The organism is Paenibacillus sp. P22 (assembly GCF_000469945.2).
GTDB classification, from domain to species: Bacteria; Bacillota; Bacilli; order Paenibacillales; family Paenibacillaceae; genus Paenibacillus_O; species Paenibacillus_O humicus.
The window spans coordinates 1-18,819 of sequence record NZ_CBRA020000019.1 but is presented as its reverse complement, the minus strand read 5'-3'; the positions used below and the strand labels follow the sequence as shown (position 1 = coordinate 18,819).

The 18,819-nt window shown below is 59.9% G+C and carries 22 protein-coding genes and 2 pseudogenes; 15 read left to right on the top strand and 9 right to left on the bottom strand.

Features of this window, described 5'->3' with window-relative positions; genetic code table 11:
* Positions 1-217 precede the first annotated feature (217 nt).
* A complete protein-coding gene (locus BN871_RS04950) occupies positions 218-1,483 on the bottom strand; it encodes a nucleotidyltransferase (RefSeq protein ID WP_048744878.1) in 1,266 nt (421 codons plus the stop codon).
* 134 nt (positions 1,484-1,617) lie between these two features.
* Between BN871_RS04950 and BN871_RS04945 the strand changes: the two genes are divergently transcribed.
* From BN871_RS04945 to BN871_RS26570, 9 genes and pseudogenes are all read left to right on the top strand, one after another.
* A complete protein-coding gene (locus BN871_RS04945) occupies positions 1,618-2,121 on the top strand; it encodes a DUF177 domain-containing protein (RefSeq protein ID WP_048744877.1) in 504 nt (167 codons plus the stop codon).
* Between the two features lie 55 nt (positions 2,122-2,176).
* Entirely contained in the window at positions 2,177-2,350 is a 174-nt protein-coding gene (gene rpmF / locus BN871_RS04940; RefSeq protein ID WP_021880971.1) for a 50S ribosomal protein L32, read from the top strand.
* Between the two features lie 213 nt (positions 2,351-2,563).
* The gene (fapR, locus tag BN871_RS04935) at positions 2,564-3,145 is read left to right on the top strand and encodes a transcription factor FapR (RefSeq protein WP_174806366.1); all 582 of its coding nucleotides are present in this window, start codon (positions 2,564-2,566) and stop codon (positions 3,143-3,145) included.
* A 1-nt stretch (position 3,146) separates the two neighbouring features.
* Positions 3,147-4,148 (top strand): phosphate acyltransferase PlsX, encoded by a 1,002-nt coding sequence (gene plsX / locus BN871_RS04930; RefSeq protein ID WP_048744876.1) that lies wholly within the window; start codon positions 3,147-3,149, stop codon positions 4,146-4,148.
* Positions 4,145-5,131 (top strand): beta-ketoacyl-ACP synthase III, encoded by a 987-nt coding sequence (locus BN871_RS04925; RefSeq protein ID WP_048744875.1) that lies wholly within the window; start codon positions 4,145-4,147, stop codon positions 5,129-5,131. The genes plsX and BN871_RS04925 overlap by 4 nt, the downstream gene beginning before the upstream one ends.
* A 55-nt stretch (positions 5,132-5,186) precedes the next feature.
* Positions 5,187-6,122: an ACP S-malonyltransferase gene (gene fabD / locus BN871_RS04920; protein ID WP_021880974.1), complete on the top strand. Its 936-nt coding sequence runs from the start codon at positions 5,187-5,189 to the stop codon at positions 6,120-6,122.
* Between the two features lie 70 nt (positions 6,123-6,192).
* Positions 6,193-6,942, top strand: coding sequence for a 3-oxoacyl-[acyl-carrier-protein] reductase (fabG, locus tag BN871_RS04915; RefSeq protein WP_021880975.1), 750 nt, complete (start codon positions 6,193-6,195; stop codon positions 6,940-6,942).
* A gap of 196 nt (positions 6,943-7,138) precedes the next feature.
* Positions 7,139-7,372 carry an acyl carrier protein gene (acpP, locus tag BN871_RS04910; RefSeq protein ID WP_021880976.1) on the top strand — a complete coding sequence of 78 codons (234 nt, stop codon included), beginning with the start codon at positions 7,139-7,141 and terminating at the stop codon, positions 7,370-7,372.
* 305 nt (positions 7,373-7,677) lie between these two features.
* Positions 7,678-8,166 (top strand): annotated as a pseudogene (locus BN871_RS26570) (beta-ketoacyl synthase N-terminal-like domain-containing protein); the annotation flags it as partial.
* A 267-nt stretch (positions 8,167-8,433) separates the two neighbouring features.
* Here BN871_RS26570 and BN871_RS04900 read toward each other — a convergent pair.
* A complete protein-coding gene (locus tag BN871_RS04900) occupies positions 8,434-9,888 on the bottom strand; it encodes a PLP-dependent aminotransferase family protein (protein ID WP_232312816.1) in 1,455 nt (484 codons plus the stop codon).
* A 96-nt stretch (positions 9,889-9,984) separates the two neighbouring features.
* Here BN871_RS04900 and BN871_RS04895 point away from each other — a divergent pair, with 96 nt between their 5' ends.
* Positions 9,985-10,938, top strand: coding sequence for a DMT family transporter (locus BN871_RS04895; RefSeq protein ID WP_048744873.1), 954 nt, complete (start codon positions 9,985-9,987; stop codon positions 10,936-10,938).
* Positions 10,938-11,186: a hypothetical protein gene (locus tag BN871_RS27465; RefSeq protein WP_157060204.1), complete on the top strand. Its 249-nt coding sequence runs from the start codon at positions 10,938-10,940 to the stop codon at positions 11,184-11,186. Before BN871_RS04895 ends, BN871_RS27465 begins: the two co-directional genes overlap by 1 nt.
* A gap of 17 nt (positions 11,187-11,203) precedes the next feature.
* Here BN871_RS27465 and BN871_RS04890 read toward each other — a convergent pair whose 3' ends face one another.
* Positions 11,204-12,082, bottom strand: coding sequence for a sugar phosphate isomerase/epimerase (locus tag BN871_RS04890; protein WP_048744872.1), 879 nt, complete (start codon positions 12,080-12,082; stop codon positions 11,204-11,206).
* Between the two features lie 449 nt (positions 12,083-12,531).
* Between BN871_RS04890 and BN871_RS04885 the strand changes: the two are divergent.
* Positions 12,532-13,218, top strand: a pseudogene (locus BN871_RS04885) (MerR family transcriptional regulator); the annotation flags it as partial.
* A 68-nt stretch (positions 13,219-13,286) separates the two neighbouring features.
* Positions 13,287-13,385: a hypothetical protein gene (locus BN871_RS30120; protein WP_374725876.1), complete on the top strand. Its 99-nt coding sequence runs from the start codon at positions 13,287-13,289 to the stop codon at positions 13,383-13,385.
* Positions 13,386-13,627: 242 nt separating this feature from the next.
* Here the strand turns inward: BN871_RS30120 and BN871_RS04880 are convergent, their stop codons facing one another.
* Together BN871_RS04880 and BN871_RS04875 are read right to left on the bottom strand one after the other, a co-directional pair.
* Positions 13,628-14,662: a Gfo/Idh/MocA family protein gene (locus BN871_RS04880; protein ID WP_048744871.1), complete on the bottom strand. Its 1,035-nt coding sequence runs from the start codon at positions 14,660-14,662 to the stop codon at positions 13,628-13,630.
* Positions 14,659-15,510, bottom strand: a complete 852-nt coding sequence (locus BN871_RS04875; RefSeq protein WP_048744870.1) for a sugar phosphate isomerase/epimerase — start codon at positions 15,508-15,510, stop codon at positions 14,659-14,661. Before BN871_RS04875 ends, BN871_RS04880 begins: the two co-directional genes overlap by 4 nt.
* A 156-nt stretch (positions 15,511-15,666) precedes the next feature.
* Here BN871_RS04875 and BN871_RS04870 point away from each other — a divergent pair, with 156 nt between their 5' ends.
* Positions 15,667-16,593 carry an AraC family transcriptional regulator gene (locus tag BN871_RS04870; protein ID WP_048744869.1) on the top strand — a complete coding sequence of 309 codons (927 nt, stop codon included), beginning with the start codon at positions 15,667-15,669 and terminating at the stop codon, positions 16,591-16,593.
* Between the two features lie 22 nt (positions 16,594-16,615).
* Entirely contained in the window at positions 16,616-16,816 is a 201-nt protein-coding gene (locus tag BN871_RS04865; RefSeq protein ID WP_021882283.1) for a hypothetical protein, read from the top strand.
* Positions 16,817-16,820: 4 nt separating this feature from the next.
* Here BN871_RS04865 and BN871_RS04860 read toward each other — a convergent pair whose 3' ends face one another.
* The 4 genes from BN871_RS04860 to BN871_RS04845 all read right to left on the bottom strand — a co-directional run.
* Positions 16,821-17,309: a hypothetical protein gene (locus BN871_RS04860; RefSeq protein ID WP_021882282.1), complete on the bottom strand. Its 489-nt coding sequence runs from the start codon at positions 17,307-17,309 to the stop codon at positions 16,821-16,823.
* A 294-nt stretch (positions 17,310-17,603) separates the two neighbouring features.
* Positions 17,604-18,107, bottom strand: coding sequence for a ferritin (locus BN871_RS04855; RefSeq protein WP_048744868.1), 504 nt, complete (start codon positions 18,105-18,107; stop codon positions 17,604-17,606).
* A gap of 128 nt (positions 18,108-18,235) precedes the next feature.
* Positions 18,236-18,457: a DUF1450 domain-containing protein gene (locus BN871_RS04850; protein WP_021882280.1), complete on the bottom strand. Its 222-nt coding sequence runs from the start codon at positions 18,455-18,457 to the stop codon at positions 18,236-18,238.
* A 26-nt stretch (positions 18,458-18,483) separates the two neighbouring features.
* Positions 18,484-18,819: DnaD domain-containing protein (locus BN871_RS04845; protein ID WP_048744867.1), on the bottom strand; the 336-nt coding region annotated here is incomplete at its 5' end.

Genomic DNA, 18,819 nt, shown 5'->3' with positions numbered 1-18,819 from the left:
AAAAATGGATGAGCTTATTTCCGAGATCAATGACATCTCCAATAGCAGCGAGGACAACATGAAATCGAAYGRCGCKGTGAGGCTGCGGCGGAAGCTGTCGCCGCGCAGGCGGCGCTGCGGGAGCAGTCCTTTTTCCCGTGACCGGCAGTTTTCCAAGAAGGATGGTTCGGCGACCCTTTCGTTCCGCTCCGTGCTGAATGAGCGGAACGAAGGCAGCTCACTCCAGACGGACGGGAGGCTCGTAATAGTCGCGGAACAGCTCTTTCGGCCCGGGCGGGGCCATTCCGCCGCGGCCGGCGGAAGCGTACACCGCTGTCGCCCGCACGTCCAGCTCCAGCATGGAGAGCCCTTGCGGAGCTCTCGCCGCGCTGAGCAGAACGGGAGCCGAAGCGGAGCGCCTCATCCGGGCCAGCAGCTCCCGGCCCTTGGGGGTGAAGCCGAGCACGCGGATGTAGCCCGGCCCTCCGTTCAGCCGCTCGGGAGACAGCTCATCCTTGCGCAGGTCCAGCAGCACGCCGAGGAGGGCGCGCTGGAGCCGGGTTCTCGTGTAGCGCTTCGTTTTCATCGCCTGCAGCAGCGCCTCCATGCCGGCGGCAGGCAGCTCCCGGAGGCTTGACAGCAGGCGATGCTCCAGTCCTTCGCCCATGCCGAGGATGCCGGCGAGCGAAGCGGGCGCACCCGTCAGGATCCGGTGCAGCAGCTGGGGAAAATAATCGTCCCAGGAGCGCGGAGCGTTTCCTTCCTGCCATTGTTGCTCCAGCACCTCGATCGTACCGGGAGGCACGAACGGCGCAAGCGAGGAAAGGCTGCTCCCTTCCGACAGCTTCCTGCGCAGGGCGGTCGCGCTTGCGATGGAGCCGGATTCCGCTACCGGATCGTGGTAGCCGGCTCCTTCGCGGCGGATCGTAAGCGGCTCCATCCGTCCCTTCAGCCGCCGCAGGGCGATCAGGTAATGAAGGCCGAGCGTCTGGTTCGGAAGCGCAAGCTCCTCCGGAGACAGTCCCAGATCGGCGGCGTCACCGGACCGGGCCATATACTCCATCAGGGCGGAGGAATACGCGGAAGGATAAGACGCGCCTTCTCCGAGACGATGCCGCAGCAGGGCGCGGAATTCGTCCGGCTCGTCCGCCAGCAGGCCGGCTGCGCGGCTCAGCGGCTCAAGCCTGCCGCTCTCGCTTCCGAAGCAGAACGCGTCGACGACGCCGGTCGACTCCAGCACCGCGACGGCCCCGTGCGCGAACCATTCGGCAGGCTGCACGGAATAGGCGAGCGGCAGCTCCAGCACGAGGTCGCAGCCTCCCAGCAGAGCGGTGCGCGCCCGCGCCCACTTGTCCATGAGCGCGGGTTCGCCGCGCTGCAGGAAATGGCCGCTCATGACGGCGACGACGGCATCGGCGCCCGCCGCTTCTACGGATTTTTGCAAATGATAGGCATGGCCGTTGTGAAAAGGGTTATACTCGACGATAAGACCAGCTGTGCGCATATTACACCTCGACAAATCGGCAGATTTCCGCTTTACTATAGCATGAAATGTCCCGAGCGGTAATCGGAGGGCTTTTGGTTGACAAATGGTTCCCGCGCTCGATATAATAAATTTTGTTTGTTTGGAGTGATCTTATGGAATTTCGTGTTATGGAAGTTGTTTCCAAAGGGGTCGAGCACAGCTTCAACGAAGAGCTGGACATGCAGGAGCTTTTGGGCGACCGCAAGGACGTCCTGTCCGCTAGTCCGCTTCGCGCCAGCCTTGCCGTCCGTCCTTTCGACGGGACCGCGCAGGTAAGCGGAGAGCTTAGCGCCGATCTGAAAATGGCTTGTTCCCGATGCCTGGAGCCGGCCGAGGAGCATATCGTCATTCCGATCGAAGAACGGTTTGCCCATGTATCCGCGGCGAAGGACATCAACGAGGACGAAGATCTCATCATCGTGGAAGAGGACAAGGTCGACCTGAGGCCTTATGTCGAGGGAACCATGCTTCTCTATCTTCCGATGTCTCCACTATGCAGCGACGACTGCAAGGGGCTTTGTCCGGATTGCGGGATCAATCTCAACGAGCAATCATGCGGCTGTTCCCAGGATGTGATCGATCCGAGGTTCGAGGCGCTTAAGAAGCTTCTGGAGTAGGACTTGGCATGATTGTCGGCGGAAGCCGCCCATTCTTTTAAGGAGGTGTTAGACAATGGCAGTACCACAACGTAGAACGTCCAAAACCCGCCGCGACAAACGCCGCACGCACTTCAAGCTTGCAGTGCCGGGCATGGTGAAATGCGAGCAGTGCGGAGAGCTCAAGCTGGCTCACCATGTTTGCAAAGTATGCGGATACTACAAAACCAAAGAGGTTATTTCCCAGTAGTCTCTTGCCGTTCCCGTCACGGGAACATTTTCGAAGCGCTCCGCCTCCGTGGCGGAGCGTTTTTTATTGCCCGGAATAGGCGACGCCCGGCTTGAAGACCGTCAGGCGGCAGGGTGCGGGGAGTCCATTGCGACCATCGGCGATTTTCTATATACTGAATTGGTACCAGGTGTTAAAAATGAGACGGTCGAAGGTGGTGGCGGTATCGAGCGCCTGCCGAAGAAGCAGCGGCACCAGCAGCTGCTGGGCCTGTTGGACGACAATCCGTTCGTCACGGATCGGGAGCTGACCAGGCTGCTTAGAGTAAGCATACAGACGATCCGGCTGGACCGGATGGAGCTCGGCATTCCGGAGCTGCGCGAGCGGATGAAGCTGATGGCCGAGCGCTCCTACGATGCCGTTCGTTCGCTTCCGCTGGACGAGGTCATCGGCGAGATCGTCGATCTGCAGCTCGACAAAAGCGGAATTTCCCTGTTCGAAATCGGCGAGGAGCATTCGTTCTCGCGGACCGGCATTGCGAGGGGCCATCATATTTTCGCCCAGGCCAACTCTCTGGCCGTCGCCGTGATCAACGACGAGATCGCTTTGACGGCTACCGCCGACATCCGTTTTCTCCGGTCCGTCCGGCTGGGGGAGAAATGCATCGCCAAAGCTTACGTCCGCTCCAATACAGGGCAGCGGAGCAAGGCGAAGGTGGAGGTATTCTCCTATGTCGGAGACGAGATGGTGTTCGAAGGCCATTTCGTCATCCATCGTTCGGGGGGAGAGGCGGCCGCGCCAGAAGGAGGAGAATAGCGTGAGAATTGCCATCGATGCGATGGGAGGCGACCATGCGCCTGCCCAGATCGTGCTGGGCGCGCTGGAAGCGGCCCGTCAGTGGCCGGATACGGAAATCCTGCTTGTGGGGGATGAGGCTGCGATCGAGGCTGCCCTTGACGGGCAGTCGGCGGCCAACCTGACGGTCCAGCATGCATCCGAGAAAATAGACAGCGACGAAGAGCCGGTAAAAGCGGTCCGCCGCAAAAAGGACGCCTCGATGGTGGTGGCCGGACGGATGCTGAAGGAAAAATCCGTCGATGCCATGCTGTCGGCCGGCAATACGGGCGCTCTGATGACAACAGGCCTGCTTGTCGTCGGCCGCATGCCCGGAATCGAGCGGCCTGCGCTGACGACCGTGCTGCCGACGATGGACAATGTAGGCGTGCTCGCTCTGGATCTCGGCGCCAATATGGATGCCAAGCCCGAGCATCTGATGCAGTATGCCGTGATGGGGAGCATTTACCGCTCCAAGGTCGAAGGCATCGAGCGGCCGCGTGTCGGGCTGCTCAACGTCGGCACCGAAGCTTCCAAGGGCAACGAGTTGACGAAGGCGGCCTACGGCTTGATCGAGGCGGCGCCCGTTCATTTCATCGGCAACGTGGAATCCAGGGACGTCATGCAGCGCAACTGCGACGTCATGGTCTGCGACGGATTCGCCGGCAATATATTGCTCAAGACGATGGAGGGCACGGCAGGCGCCGTCATGAAGGAGATCAAGGGAGCTTTCACGAAGTCCCTGATGACGAAGCTTGCCGCAGCCATCATGATGCCGGGGCTCAAGGGCCTTCGCGACAAGATGGACTACTCCCATCACGGAGGAGCACCGCTTCTCGGCTTGAACGGCCTAGTCGTCAAATGCCACGGCTCCTCCAATGCGGCCGCCGTCAAGAACGCGGTCCGGCAAGCCCGGACTGCGCTGCAAGCCGGCCTTATCGAGACGGTAGCCGCGGAAATCAGCGGAAAAGAGGACTTATCATGAATCTAATCCCAGTCGGTATTATCGGTACGGGCAAATACGTTCCGGAACGAGTGTTGACCAATAAAGAGCTCGAGCAGATGGTGGAGACGAACGACGAGTGGATCGTCACCCGCACCGGCATGCGGGAACGCCGCATCGCGGCGCCGGAGCAGGCGACCTCCGATCTCGCCTACGAGGCTTCCGTCAAGGCGCTTGACAGCGCGGGCATTACGGCGGAGGACCTGGACTTGATCGTGGTTGCGACCATTACCCCGGACATGTTCTTCCCGTCCACGGCCAGCCTGCTCCAGGATCGGCTCGGCGCCAAGCGCGCAGCCGCGTTCGACCTGTCCGCCGCATGCTCGGGCTTCATCTACGGCCTGGCGACGGCAGCCAACATGGTTGCGACCGGCATGTACAAGAACGTGCTCGTCGTCGGGGCCGAATGCCTCTCGCGGATTACGGATTACACGGACCGCAATACATGCATCCTGTTCGGCGACGGAGCGGGCGCTGTCGTGCTCGGCGAAGTGCCGGCCGGCCGCGGCTTCAAGTCCTTCGATCTCGGCTCGGACGGCTCCGGCGGCCATCTGCTCAAGATTCCCGGAGGCGGCTCGCGCATTCCGTCTACGGCGGAGTCGGTGGAGCAGAAGCATCATTTCCTCAAGATGGCCGGAAACGACGTCTTCAAGTTCGCTGTCCGGGTCATGGGCGCCGCGGCCGACGACGCTCTGCGCAAAGCCGGCCTGACCAAGCAGGACATCGACCTGCTCATTCCGCACCAGGCCAACATCCGCATCATCCAGGCGGCGCTGAACCGGCTCGACCTGCCGGAGGAGAAGGCCGTCATCAACCTCGACCGCTACGGCAATGTGTCCGCCGCATCGATTCCGCTTGCCCTTTGCGACGCCGTCGAGCAAGGCCGGGTATCCGAGGGAGACACGCTGCTTATGGTGGGCTTCGGCGGCGGCCTTACCTGGGGAGCGGCGGTCCTGGTCTGGTAAGCAGGCCCTTCAGGCGAATTTCCGTGAAGGAAACCATTTGATCGGAGGAGCATCTTTGAGCAAAATCGCATTCGTATTTCCGGGGCAGGGAGCACAGGCCGTCGGCATGGGACGGGATCTGTACGAATCCAACGCCCGCGCCAAAGCCGTCTTCGACGAAGCCGACGCGGCACTGGGCTTCCCGCTGTCCGATATTGTCTTCAACGGTCCTGACGAGGCTCTCAAGCAGACGGCCAACACGCAGCCCGCGCTGCTGACGACGAGCGTTGCCTTCCTGGAAGCATTCAAGGAAGCCGGCATTTTGCCGGCTTACGCCGCGGGCCACAGCCTGGGCGAATACAGCGCGCTGGTGGCCGCAGGCTCGCTCGGCTTCGCCGATGCGGTCCGCACCGTCCGCGCGAGAGGCGAGTTCATGGAGCAGGCCGTTCCTGGCGGACAGGGCGCCATGGCGGCCGTTCTCGGCGCCGAGCGCGGACCGCTCGCGGATCTGTGCGCTTCAATCTCGGCCGAAGGCAGACCGGTGGAGCTGGCCAACGTCAACTGCCCGGGACAAATCGTCGTGTCGGGCAGCGCAGAGGGCGTTGCGGCAGCTGTAGAGAGGGTCAAGGAGGCCGGAGCCAAGCGGGCGGTTCCGCTCGAAGTGAGCGGCCCCTTCCATTCTTCCCTGATGAAGCCTGCAGCTGCGAGGCTGGCCGAGGTTTTGGAGCAGGTCGAGATCAAGGACGCTCAGTACCCTGTCGTCGCCAATGTGAACGCGGCAGCCGTACAGGCGGCCGGCGACATCCGCAGGCTGCTCGTGGAGCAGGTCTATTCTCCCGTACTGTGGGAAGATACGGTCCGGATGCTGATCGCCGAGGGAGTGGACACATTCGTCGAGATCGGATCGGGAACCGTTCTGGCCGGGCTCATCAAGAAGACGGACCGCGGAGCTCGCGTCATCGGCGTGAACAGCGCCGATTCGCTTGCGGCCGCGATCCAGGAGCTTGCCTAGAATACAGCTTGCGCCAGGCTCATGCCTGCGCCGGCAGCATCAGCAGTCATTCAGATAGGAGGAACACGCCATGTTTGCAGACTTGTCGGGCCGCACGGCCCTCGTGACAGGCGCTTCCCGCGGCATCGGCCGCGCGATTGCGATCGCCCTGGCAGAAGCCGGCGCCGACGTCGCGGTCAATTATTCCGGCAGCGAGGCGGCGGCGGCGGATACGGCAGCCGCTATCGAAGCCCTCGGCCGCAAAGCGGTGATCCTCAAAGCCAACGTAGGCAAGGCCGCCGAGTTCGACGAAATGGTCAAGTCCGTCCTGGACGCCTTCGGAAAGCTCGACATCCTCGTCAACAACGCCGGCATCACGCGCGACAACCTGATCATGCGGATGAAGGAAGAAGAGTTCGACCAGGTCATCGAAACGAATCTGAAGGGCGTCTTCAACGGCATCAAGGCCGTTACCCGTCCGATGATGAAGCAGCGTTCCGGCCGGATCATCAACATCTCTTCCGTTGTCGGTGCGATGGGAAATCCGGGCCAGGCCAACTACGTCGCCGCCAAGGCCGGCGTCATCGGCCTCACCAAGTCCGCCGCCCGCGAGCTGAGCTCGCGCGGAATTACGGTGAACTGCATCGCTCCGGGCTTCATCGAGACGGAAATGACGGACAAGCTTCCCGAGGATGTCAAAGGATCCATGATGGGCGGCATTCCGCTCGCCCGTCTCGGCAAGCCGGAGGACATCGCGGCCGCCGTCCGTTTCCTGGCGTCGTCCGAGGCTTCCTATATGACCGGCCAGACGGTGCATGTCGACGGCGGCATGTACATGTAATGACGGCACTCGGGAAATGATAAGTCGCTGCCGGCGATCGGCGGGCATTCCACGCGCCTGGCGGGACGGGACAAGCCGATGGACCGGGGCTGTCCTGGCCTTCCGGGCGGAAAGCGGCCGCCGGCGGCAAGGAAACGTTTGCGGTCTGGCATTTTAAATTGGATTCTCGTATAATACCATGGAGGAGGTGAACCGGATGTCCGAAGTAGTGGATCGCGTCAAACGCATCGTAGTGGATCGTCTTGGCGTAGACGAGGCGGAAGTTACCCTCGAAGCTTCTTTCAAGGATGACCTCGGCGCTGACTCGTTAGACGTCGTTGAACTCGTCATGGAGCTTGAAGATGAATTCGACCTGGAAATCTCTGATGAAGATGCGGAGAAAATCACGACGGTGGGAGAAGTAGTCAATTACATACAATCTCATACGTAATTGTCCACGAGAGTCCCGTTTCACGACGGGACTTCTCTCTTCATCACCGCAAGATTATCCCGCGGCCCCTTCAACCCGTTTGATCGGCGGCCATTCTCTCCCTGATTCTCCAAACGTCATCCGCACATGCGCTCGTCCCGGATCGGGACCGAGGCGCCATATCCGAACTCACTAACCTGCATGCTGCAGCTGCGATGGACAGGCCCGCTACCAAGCGGCGTACGGCCCGTATGCTGATGGATAGATATGTTTGCAAGACGGCGCAAGACGTGCCGTCCACATTGCCGTTCTCCGAGGTGAATTGAATGAATAAACGAGTGGTAGTAACAGGCTTGGGCGTATTGACCGCCCTTGGCGACAACAAAGAGCAGTTCTGGGGCAGCCTGATGGAAGGCAAATCCGGCGTATCGGAGATCGAATCATTCGATATCTCCGAATATCCGACCAAGATCGCGGCCGAAATCAAAGGCTTCGACCCGGAGAGCTACGGTCTCGACCGGAAAGAAGCGCGCCGCATGGACCGCTTCGTCCAGCTGGCTGTCGTGGCGAGCCTCAAGGCTGTCGAGGATGCCGGCTTGCGCATCGGCGAGAACAGCGATGCCGAGCGCACGGGCGTCATGGTCGGCTCCGGCATCGGGGGCCTCGGCACCTGGGAGGACCAGCACAGCGTGCTGCTGGAGAAAGGGCCTAAGCGGGTCAGCCCGTTCTTCATTCCGATGATGATCGCGAACATGGCTTCCGGCCAAGTATCGATGGCGACCGGCGCCAAAGGTCCCAATACGACCGTCGTAACCGGTGAGCCGCTCCGCCAACCCCCGCGCCTTGTGCCGGTGCCGCTCGAACAGCTCGCCGAAAGCTTCGGCATCTCCCGCGCCAGCCCGCTCCGCGAGCTCCAGTTCCTCTCTCGCGGCACGTCTCGGCTCTGCAGCCCGTACTGTCATTGCAACTCCCATCCGCTCTTCTTCGGCAATGTGCCCCATGCTGATCTCCTCGCTTCTCTTCGGCCTAATCAGAGAGATGCCATTCCTGCCGCGAATTTGAACAACATCCGCAAAAAAAAATCAGCTCCGCAGCTCTTCAGCCGCCTCGATCAGCTGCTCGACGGCCTCTGCGATCCGCTTTTCGCTCAAAAAGGAATAGCTGAGCCGGATTCTGGCATTCATCTTCCCCAGCGGATCGCAGATGCTGCCGGGCACAAAGGAGACCGATCGCGCCAGGCATCGCTCGAGCAGCAGATCGGCCGGGATTCCGTCCGGCAGCGAAATCCACAGGTTAAGCCCTCCGTCAGGGCTGTCCCAGCTCCACCCTGTCCGGGCAAGCGCTTTTTCCATGACATCCTTGCGCATGCGGACTGCGGTTCTCAGCTTCTGGACATGCTCCTGCATGCGGCTCGAGAAAAAGTAATGCTGGAATATTTTTTGGTTCAGCAGCGGAGATCCGCTGTCGGACAACGCCTTCAGCGGCCGGATTCCCTCCATGACCGAAGGACGCGCGGCAAGCACGGAAATCCTCAGGCCGGGAGCGATATATTTGCTGAAGCTGCGGATATAGACGACATATCCCTCCGTATCGTAATAGAACAAAGGCGGAGGCGGGGGCTGGTCGAAGTAGATATCATGATAGACATCATCCTCCACCAGGATGCAGTCATGGCGCTCCGCCAGCTCCACCAGCAGCTTGCGCTGCTTCGCCGGCACCGTATAGCCCGTCGGATTGTGGAAGGTCGGGTTCATATAGAACAGGCGCGGCTTCTCCTTCTCCATCAGCGCTTCGACAGCGTCCAGATCATATCCTTCCGCCGTCAGCTCGACAGGCAGCAGAATGATGTTCTGCTGCTGGAAGACGTCGATTGCCGGACTATATGTTGGCCGTTCGATCAAGACTCTGTCGCCGGGCTTGACCAGCGAGCGCGACACGAGATCGATCGCTTGCTGCGACCCCGACGTGATGAGCAGCTCTCCGGCATCGACATCGATTCCATGGGCTTCGGCAAAAAAAGCGGATAAAGCCTCCCTCAGCTCCGGGTCCCCGAGAACGGTGGAATACGTGCTCAGAACCATCGGATGAAGATCCAGCACCTGCTTCACATGATTCGATAAAAAGCGGTTCGGAAGCAGAGCAGGGTCGATCAATGCCTCCGACATCGGATGGCTGACCTTCATGCTGTGGATATCCGAAAGGCGGCTGCGGTTGACATAACCCGGCGCGGCGGCGTAAGCCCATCCCGAGGCTGCATCTCCATCCGGAGTGTCAGGCTTGGCTTCCACCTGCGCACGCACGTAATAGCCGTTTTTGTACCGGGAGTAAAGCAGGCCTTCCTCTTCAAGCAGCCGATAGGCTTTCAGCACGGTCAGCCGGTGCACCCCGAGCCGCTCCGCCATCGACCTCACTGATGGAAGCTTCTCCCCGGCCTTCCACTCTCCCCGATCCATGCCGCTTCTCACCTCGTCTTGAATCAGCGCCAGCTTGGTGACGGCGTTGTTGCCCCGATCCGGGGCAGCGATGTTGTTCTCCACTTCCCATTCCTCCCGATTCGAGCCTATCTGTTCTAATCCTATCCAATCTGTTCTATTCGTCAACCACTATAGTAAATAAAAAGAGGAGGCCCGCTGATGGTTGCATTCAATTACTTGCTCATGTGCGCGATTTTCGGCACGACGTTTCTCGTCATCAAAGTCGGCGTGGCTGCCGGCCTGCCCCCGTTCCTGTCGGCAGGAATCCGCTTCACCGCCGCCGGGCTGCTGCTGTTCGGCTGGATGCTCGCCCGCCGCAAGGTCCGTTTCTCGATGCTGTTCCGCAAGGAATTCGCCTTCATCGGTGCCGGCAGCACATTCGCTACATTTGCCGTCTTATACTGGGCCGAGCAGCATATCGATTCCGGCATGGCCGCCATCCTTTCGGCTACAGGCCCGATGGCCATCCTGCTGATGCAATCGGTGGCTCTCCGGCAGCGCTCCAGCATCCTGGAGAGGGCAGGCTGCATCATCGGCCTGCTGGGCGTCATCACGCTCATGCTGCCGGAGCTTCATGCTCAGGCGAATGTGATTTGGCTTGTCAGCTGCCTGCTCGTCCTGCTCGGAGAGTTCGGTTATGCGGCAGGCAGCCTCTTGACCCGGCGGACGCTGCTTCGCAATCCGGAGCTGCCGCCGGTTGCCTTGAACGCCGCTCAGATGATTTATGGGGGCATCGGGCTGCTGATTCTCTCCGCTTTCGCCGAGAGATCTTGGTCACAGCCAATCGACTTCTTGCCGGCTGCCGGGTCGCTGATCTACCTGACCGTGGCCGGCTCCATGCTCGGGCACAGCCTCTATGCCTGGCTGATCAAGGCGACCAACGCCTTCTTCCCCTCCACGTGGCTGTACATTTCGCCCGTCATCGCGCTCGGTCTCGGCGCGCTTCTGCAGGGTGAGCGGCTTTCTCTGCTTACGCTGGCCGGAAGCCTGCTGGTGCTGGCCGGCATCGTCATTCCGCGTTGGCCCGACCTGAAGGAATATGCAGCCTCCCGCAGCAGACGCCGGGCAGTTGCACCGGCTGACCGCAACATTCGGGAGTCAGAGTCTGTCTGATGGACGAAAAAAGAAGCGAAGGATCCTCTCCGTTGCCGGAATGGATTCTTCGCTTTCTTTTGTGGCTTTGCTTTCTGTTCATGCTGCACTTTCTCTTTGCATGCTGCACTTTCTCTTTGCATGCTGCACCTGCTGAGGTTACTCTGATTGCTCTGATTGCTTCTTGCTCTGCTCCCTCAGCTGTTTCGGCTTGTTCCCATCGAACCTTCGAGCAGACAGCAAACGGCATCGGTTATTCGGCCGCATGACGCCTCCCGAATCAGGCTTACTTGAAGCTTTTCAGGAACCGGACCGCTTCGGCGATATCCTGTTCCGGCTGTGTGCCGACTTCCCTCTCGATCGTCAGGTAACCGGAATATCCGATGTCCTGAAGCGCCTGGAGGTAATTCGGCCAGTCGACGCCGCCTTGGCCAAGCGGAACTTCACGGAAGTCCTCTCCGGACTCGGCCGATGCCGCCAGCGCCTCATGGCTCATCGCCTCGTAGCCGAGCATGCCGTATACTTTGCGCGGGTCGACTTCCCGCAGCCGGATGCCGTCCTTGGCATGCGTATGGACGATGTAATCCTTCAGCGTATAGACGCCTTGGACCGGATCGTCTCCGGTCACCATCACCATATTGGCCGGATCGAAGTTGACGGACAAGCCGTTCGTGCTGAGCGTATCGAGGAACTTCCTCAGATGGGCGGAGCGCTCCGGACCGGTCTCGATCGCGAAGTAAGCGTTGATGCTGCTGGCATAGCTGCTCAGCTCCTCGCAGGCGCTTTGCATCGTGTGATAGATCTCGCCGTTCTCGTCATCCGGCACGATGCCGATGTGGGTCGTGACGATCGGGCAGCCGAGATCCATCGCCAGGTCGAGAATCCGCTTGGACTTCTCGATCTTCCAGCGGTTCTCCCTGGCGTCCTGGAAGCCGTGTCCGGCCAAGTCGCCCACAAGGGCGGAAATCTGCAAGCCGAGGGAAGCGACGTATTCCTTGAGCTCCCTGCGGCGGGCGGCATCCATGACGTCGGGATCCATTTCGCCCTTGACCGCATAGATCTGCACGCCGTCCGCTCCGACTTCCTTGGCCTTCAGCAGCCCTTGACGAACGCCGAGCTGGAAGCTGTCCACGATGACGCCGATAGGATTATTGATTTTAGTCATGCCACATACCGCCTTTTAGGAAGGTTATCGTTCTGCTTTCATTGTACCTGCCCGGAGATATCCCCTCTAGAACTCCGGTGCCGACCATTTGGATTTTTGTGCTTAAGGAACGCTTGACCTTCTCGCCGCGTCAAGGTGTAAGATGGAGCCAGCCGCATGGACGGAAGGATTGAAAATCCGGGTATTTCGGCTCTAGGTGTTTGCGATAAATATCTTCGATGAAGTGTTGTATCTGATGTCTCTGGTAATCTTAGCGATAGATGCGATATCTTTGCCTGGATGTCTGTTATTGATCTTTAAGGTAGTAGATGTCTGCGATTGATCTTTGAGATAATGTTTGCGATTGAAATTCATCGAGCGATATCAATCTGTGACTTAATGACAGCGATAGAATTGAACTCCGACATTCAAATCGAAATTCCGGTTATGCCGGAAAGGAGAACGTACTCATGCATATCCGTCAGGCAGCCGCCATGACCGGCCTTACTCCCCGGGCCATCCGTTATTACGAACAGACCGGCTTGCTGCCGGCCAGCGCCCGCACCGAAGGCGGATACCGCTTCTATAGCGGCGATGACATCGATCGCTTGAGATGGATAGCGGCTCTGCGTGAATGGGGAATCCCGCTCTCCTCTATTGCCGGCATGCTGGACAGTCTTGGAGACCGGGAAGCTTTCCTGCTGGCGGCTGGAGCAGCGAGGCAATCGCTGTACGAGCAATGGCTGGACGCCTCGGCCGCCTTGAAGTCGCTGGACCAGGGAATGGCCGCCTGGCAGAGCCGATCCGGACTCCCTTCGCTGGATGAATTGAAAGAGTCCTCCCGGGAGCTCCAGCAACAACGAAAAACCCGCGGCAGCTGGACCGACGGGATCGGTTGGGATGGAATGGCGGCTGCAGCCGGAGAGGAAGCGCCGGTCCGATCGCTTCCTGCCGGGTACTCGTTAGAGCGGTATGTAGCAACGCTTGCAGAGCTGGCTGATTGGCTCGACCCGTTGCCAGGAGAAACCGGCGCCGATCTCGGCTGCGGAACCGGCAATCTGACGAGGCTTTTGGCCGCAGGCGGAGCCCGCTTGATCGCTGTCGACGTCTCCTCGTCCATGCTTGCCCTGCTGGCCCGCTCACTTCCTCAGACCGAGACGCGCCAAGCAACCTGCTTGCTCTGCCTCTTCCTGACCGAAGCTGCCACTTCGCGGCGAGCAGCTTCGTGCTGCAGCATCTGGATCATAATGAACGCCTCCTCGCACTGCAAGAAATGCGACGTGTGCTCCTGCCCGGCGGCAGCTGGCGATCGCGGCGCCGTTGAGCGACAGGGAGCTCGGCGAGCTCCGGCGCCCTTTGGCAGCTGAAAGTTGCGAACTTTTTCGCTGTGAGGACGGGATGCTGCTGGCAGTTGTTTCCTGATGCAAGCGATGGCCCCGTCCTCCCTATGACGAACTCTCCACCCACTCTAACAATCCGAAGCAAAGCTCAAAACCCGTTTTAAAATCAAAAGGCCGCCCTAGAAGGGCAGCCTCTTGATTCCCTAGCGGAGCTTCCGCCCTGCTCTTATTTAACCGCCGCTCCAGCCAGGCTCACCCACTCGCCCCGCTTGTCGGCGGAAGCCAGCTCCGCCTCCACGATGGCGATCGTCGACATCGTACTGACCGGATGGGCTTCCTCGATCGGCTCTCCGGCCAGCAGCTTCTCCACGAAGTATTTCAGCTCGTAGTAATAGCCCTGATCGTCCGCCAGAACCGCTTCGAAGCCCGGCGCGTCATTCGGGTTCACCTTCACGGCGCCGCCGCTGAACTGGACATTGCCCCGCTCGAAGTTGACCCGGAAGCCCATCTCGAAGCCGAAGTCGCCGTTCAGAGTCCAGTCGACCTGGGAATGGACGACCTCGCCGCCGCCATAGCGGTAATGGGTGGACACGATGTCGTAGCCGCTTCCCGGAATCACGTTGGCGGCTTGCGTCGAGACGGCTTCCGGCATGCCGAACAGCCAGTTGACGACATCCGTGTCATGCACGTGCATATCGAGCAGGGCGCCGCCTCCCTTATCCTTCTGCAGCACCCAGGGACCCCAGTCCGGCGTGCCGCCGCCGCGGTAGAAGTACGCATACGTAGGCTTGCCGTATGTTCCTTCGGCGATCAGATCCCGAAGATACACATATGCGGGCCAGAAGCGCAGGCATTGCCCGATCATGAGCGATTTCCCGGTTCTCTCGGAAGCCTGGAGCATCTCCAGGCATTCCGCCACGTTCGATGCCATCGGCTTCTCGCACAGCACATGCAGGCCCTCTTCCAGGCACATGACCGTCACGCTGCGATGCAGATGCGTCGGCAGCGCAATATCGACGGCGTCCAGCTGCTCCTTGTCCAGCATCTCCTGCAGCGACGTATACAGGGAGAAAGAGGACAGGTCGAGCTGTGAAGTGCCCGCATCCAGATTTCCTCCGCCGCCTTCGCCGCGAAGCTTGGCGGGATCCGCGTCGCAAATGGCCGCCACCTGCACGGCGACGCCTTCCTTGGCCAGCCTGATGTAGTTTTCCAGATGGGCCCTTCCCATGAATCCAAGGCCGATGATTCCGATTCTGATCATGCGCGGCCGCTCCTTCCGAGAATGGCGTCCATAGCCGCCGAAGTATTGAAGATGATCTGGCTCCCGTGATGGGTGTAAGGAGGAATCATTTCCGCCGTTACAAAGCTGTCGTAGCCGATGGCGCGCAGCGCGCCGACGACGGCCGGGTAGTCGACGTCGCCGGCCAGCAGGTCGACGAAGCCGTGCAGGCCGCCGGCCTGCCTGCGATAATCCTTGAAGTGGACCTTCTTGATCCGGCTGCCGAGAATCGGGATCCAATGCTCCGGATAGCCGGAGTGCACGACGTTGCCGACGTCGAAATAGGAGCCGACATAATCGGATCCGATCTCGTCGATGAACCCTCTCAGCTCCAGCGGAGACAGCAGGAACTTGTTCCAGACGTTCTCGATGCCGATCGCCACCTTGGCTGCCTCGGCGTCCTTGGCGAGCCGCGAAAGTCCCTCCAGCGCGCGCTCGTAGGCCTTGTCGTAGGGAACGGCCTCTGCGTCGGGAATGAAGTCGACTCCGACCGCGCCGGGCACGACGAGAATCGTGTCCACGCCGAGCAGCTCAGCGCATTCCAGCTGCCGCTTGACGATGTCCGCCGACTTCGTGCGGACGGCTGCGTCCGAGCTTGTGATCGGATAACTCCAGTACAAGCCGCTCGCGAGGCTCGCCAGCTCGATGCCTTTATCCTCCGCCAGCTTGCGGATCCCGATGATATCCCGGTCCGTGCTTTCCAGGCTCAGCGGCCCGTTCTCCTCCAGCGCAAGCTCGATGCCGTCGAAGCCGGCGGCAAGCGCCAGGTCCATGCTTTCCTCAATGCCCGTACCCGCCGGGAACGACCAGGCGTTGATTCCTTTTTTCATGTCATGCAGCTCCTTTCGGATTTCTGTATCCGCTTCCTTGCTGCGATTATATCAATCTCCCTTCCGATTGGATTTGTCGCATCAGCCGTTAAATTTGCACTCCAACATGGTAAAATGGAAACCGATCCTATCCCTAGACCGCGAGGAGATGCCCGCATGCCGTTCAGCCGCTTGATTCTGGAGACGCCCGTACAGGTGGAGAGCCTGATCTCCTTTCATTATTTCGAATATCCGACGGGCTTCCTGTTCGAAGGGGAATCGCATGACTTCTGGGAGCTTCTCTATGTAGACAAGGGAGAGGTGGAGGTTCGCGCAGACGACCGGCTGCTGACGCTGAAGCAGGGTCAGCTGATTTTCCATAAGCCGGGAGAGTTCCACACCGTGCGCGTGGATGCCGGTCATCGGCCCCCCAATCTCATCGTCATCGCTTTCGGCTGTACGAGCCCGCTCATGCAAGAGCTCGAGAACCGGGTGTCGTATCCCGGCGAACGCGAAAGAAGCTGGCTCGCCCTGCTGCTGCAGGAAGGATTCGCCAGCTTCCTTCCGCCCTACCATACTCCCGGCAGCCATGAGCTGAGCCGCAACCCCCAGGCGCCGGCGGCCAGTCAGCAGGCGTTCCGCCTGCTGCTGGAGCTGCTGCTGATCGGACAGATCCGCAGCGCCCGCTCGGAAGCTCTGGGCGAGCAGGCCGAACAGCGCCGCAGCGTCCCGGCGAAGGCCGCCCGGCTGGAGCAGGATACGGTGCGCCGGGTGCGCGAGATCATGAGGCAGCGGCTGTCCGAGCCGCTGGCGCTCGACGATCTATGCCGGGCAGTCCACTTGGGACGGAGCCGGCTCAAGGAAATCTTTTTGTCCCAGACCGGCATGGGCGTCATGGATGCGTTCAAGGAGATGAAGATCGAGGAAGCCAAGACGCTCATCCGGGAGCGGCGCCATACGTATACGGAAATCGCCGACCGTCTAGGCTATTCCAGCCTTCATTACTTTTCCAGGGATTTCAAGAAAGCGACCGGAATGCCGCCGTCGGAGTATTCGCGAACCGTAACGGCGGCCGCTTCCCTGCCTTCCGATTCCCGCCGCTAACCCAATAAGGAGGTGCCGAACATTGAAGAAGTGGAGCTTGATCGGAATTTGGATGGTGCCGCTGTTCATCGTTTCCATGCTTGCCAGCAGCTTCCCGACAGCCTCCTTCTCGGAGGATGCGAAGGTTCGGATCGTTTTCGAGTGGGCGACAACCTATATGTCTCCTTGGATCATCGTCATTCTGCTTGCCGCCATTCTTCTGAAGCTCCCGCCCCGCAGGTGAACAATCAGTTCGACGTACGGGCCGCCTTCTGGATTGCATTCATGCCAAGGATGACGCACACCCATTCCATTTCGCCGACAGAGCTTGTATAGGTTTCCAGCCGGTAGGCGGACGGAAGCACCCAGCCGCTTACTTTCCGGAATCCGGCCGCCATGTTTCCCGCTTCGTCCGTGATTTCGTACAAGTCGGAAAAGGCGGGAGAGGCAATTTCAAAAACGCCCCTTCCAAAGCTGTCGTACTCGAATCTTTTGGACAGGAATGCCAGCCGCTGCCTGAGCTCCCCCGCTTCCCTCTCGCCCTGTCCAAGCACAGACCATCTTCGGGAGAAGAGGGGGAACTTCCCCTGGAACAAGGTCGCTCCATCTCGGTCGAATACTTCCAGCGAGGCTCCGAACATGCTGCGGAGATCGACATGGCCGATGACAGTTCCATCCTCGTCCATGATTTCCGTCGGTCCCGAATTGAAAAAGTTGTCTTTGAAATAAATCGGCATCCCTTTCTCTCCTTTCCTAAATGAGAACTATACGTCCACAATTCTGCATCAGTTTCCTCCTTCCTTCCACTGGAAAATCAAGCCGGGACCAAGAAGGTCCCGGCTTGATTTGCTTGTTTATCCATTCACCGGTCCAGCCGTCGAGAACGAAATCCCGCTCCTTCGAAGGAGAGCGCGGGGCTTGGCTGCATAAAAAAGGGAAACGGGGATGAGAAACAAAAAAAACACCCCCTTCGCAATCAGTGGAACGACACGGTTCCACTGACGCGAAAAGAGGTGTCCGCTAAAGCGATTCTACTCGGCTGGAGGCGTGAAGGATCTGCCGGCAAACTCCGCATCGAGCATATAGAAGGCGTTGCTGTCGCTCTCGATGCGCTTCAGCTTCTGGATGATGCTGTCGAAAAGGGCTTCTTCCTCCACCTGCTCGTCGATGAACCATTTGAGGAAGTAGATCGTCGCATGCTCTCTGGAATCAAGCGCGAGATCGGCGAGCTGGTAGAAGTTTTTCGTATTCTGCTGCTCGTGGCGGTAGCCATGCTCGAATACGTCCAGCATGGAATCGTATTCGTTCTTCGGCTCCGGCAGCGCCTTCAGCGTCGCGCGGCGTCCGCGGTCGTTGAGGAACCGGTAAATCTTCATCGCGTGGAACCTCTCCTCCTCCGCCTGGACGAGGAAGAAGTTGGAGAAGCCTTCGAGGCTGTCCCCGGAGCAATAGGCCGCCATGGCCAGATAGACATGCGCGGAATAGAATTCGAAATTCATCTGCTCGTTAAGAGCGGTTGCCAATTGATCGTTCACCCTGAATCCCCCTGTCGTCATGGAGACCGCTGAAAAGCTGCCGCTGCGTTCGGGAATCCTTGTTCCGACGTTTCTCCAGAACGATCCGCGCCTATCGCTTGTTTTTCAGCGGCCTCATCGTCATTCGGTCATCGCTTATTCAACCGCTTCTTGATTTTGCGCCGCAGCTTGGCGGGGCCGGACGCCGATAAGGTTTTCCCCTTGACGACGGCGAAGCAGGCTTCCCTGCACAGCCTGCAGCTGCCGAGGCAGTCTTCCTTGACCAGCTTGACTCCCGCCTCCGACTTGAGCTTGCGGTAGGCAGGCTTCGCCCCGTTCTTCAGGTTGCGCCGGCAAAAACGGATTTTCATCCGGCCCTCCTCCCCGCCTCGTCCCGTCAGTTTTTCGACGTCCCGCGGAACTTGCGGGAATGCACCTTCGCTTCCTCCGGCGTCGATACCCGGTTGCGGGACCATTCCAAAAGGATGCGGTCGATATACGTAAAGTGAAGCTTGCCTGCAAATACCGCTTCCCTGAGCGCGAAGCGGATAAGCTCGTCGCTGTACTGGTCAAGGTCGAGCCAGCTGCTGATCCGCTCGCATTCCATCGGAGACAGCGGCCTTCCGAACTCCTGCTCGAACACCGAGAACAAGTTGAGCTCCATCGCAGCCGTCTGGCGGGCGGCCGGTTCCGGCGAAGCGGGCTCCGGACGTTCGGAAGCCGCCCAAGCCGC

What these genes read in the sequence shown, in the direction of transcription:
- BN871_RS04950 (WP_048744878.1), bottom strand. Translation starts at nt 1,483, where the DNA reads ATGCGCACAGCTGGTCTTATCGTCGAGTATAACCCTTTTCACAACGGC.
- BN871_RS04945 (WP_048744877.1), top strand. Translation starts at nt 1,618, where the DNA reads ATGGAATTTCGTGTTATGGAAGTTGTTTCCAAAGGGGTCGAGCACAGC.
- rpmF (WP_021880971.1), top strand. Translation starts at nt 2,177, where the DNA reads ATGGCAGTACCACAACGTAGAACGTCCAAAACCCGCCGCGACAAACGC.
- BN871_RS04925 (WP_048744875.1), top strand. Translation starts at nt 4,145, where the DNA reads ATGAATCTAATCCCAGTCGGTATTATCGGTACGGGCAAATACGTTCCG.
- fabG (WP_021880975.1), top strand. Translation starts at nt 6,193, where the DNA reads ATGTTTGCAGACTTGTCGGGCCGCACGGCCCTCGTGACAGGCGCTTCC.
- acpP (WP_021880976.1), top strand. Translation starts at nt 7,139, where the DNA reads ATGTCCGAAGTAGTGGATCGCGTCAAACGCATCGTAGTGGATCGTCTT.
- BN871_RS04895 (WP_048744873.1), top strand. Translation starts at nt 9,985, where the DNA reads ATGGTTGCATTCAATTACTTGCTCATGTGCGCGATTTTCGGCACGACG.
- BN871_RS27465 (WP_157060204.1), top strand. Translation starts at nt 10,938, where the DNA reads ATGGACGAAAAAAGAAGCGAAGGATCCTCTCCGTTGCCGGAATGGATT.
- BN871_RS04890 (WP_048744872.1), bottom strand. Translation starts at nt 12,082, where the DNA reads ATGACTAAAATCAATAATCCTATCGGCGTCATCGTGGACAGCTTCCAG.
- BN871_RS04880 (WP_048744871.1), bottom strand. Translation starts at nt 14,662, where the DNA reads ATGATCAGAATCGGAATCATCGGCCTTGGATTCATGGGAAGGGCCCAT.
- BN871_RS04875 (WP_048744870.1), bottom strand. Translation starts at nt 15,510, where the DNA reads ATGAAAAAAGGAATCAACGCCTGGTCGTTCCCGGCGGGTACGGGCATT.
- BN871_RS04870 (WP_048744869.1), top strand. Translation starts at nt 15,667, where the DNA reads ATGCCGTTCAGCCGCTTGATTCTGGAGACGCCCGTACAGGTGGAGAGC.
- BN871_RS04860 (WP_021882282.1), bottom strand. Translation starts at nt 17,309, where the DNA reads ATGCCGATTTATTTCAAAGACAACTTTTTCAATTCGGGACCGACGGAA.
- BN871_RS04850 (WP_021882280.1), bottom strand. Translation starts at nt 18,457, where the DNA reads ATGAAAATCCGTTTTTGCCGGCGCAACCTGAAGAACGGGGCGAAGCCT.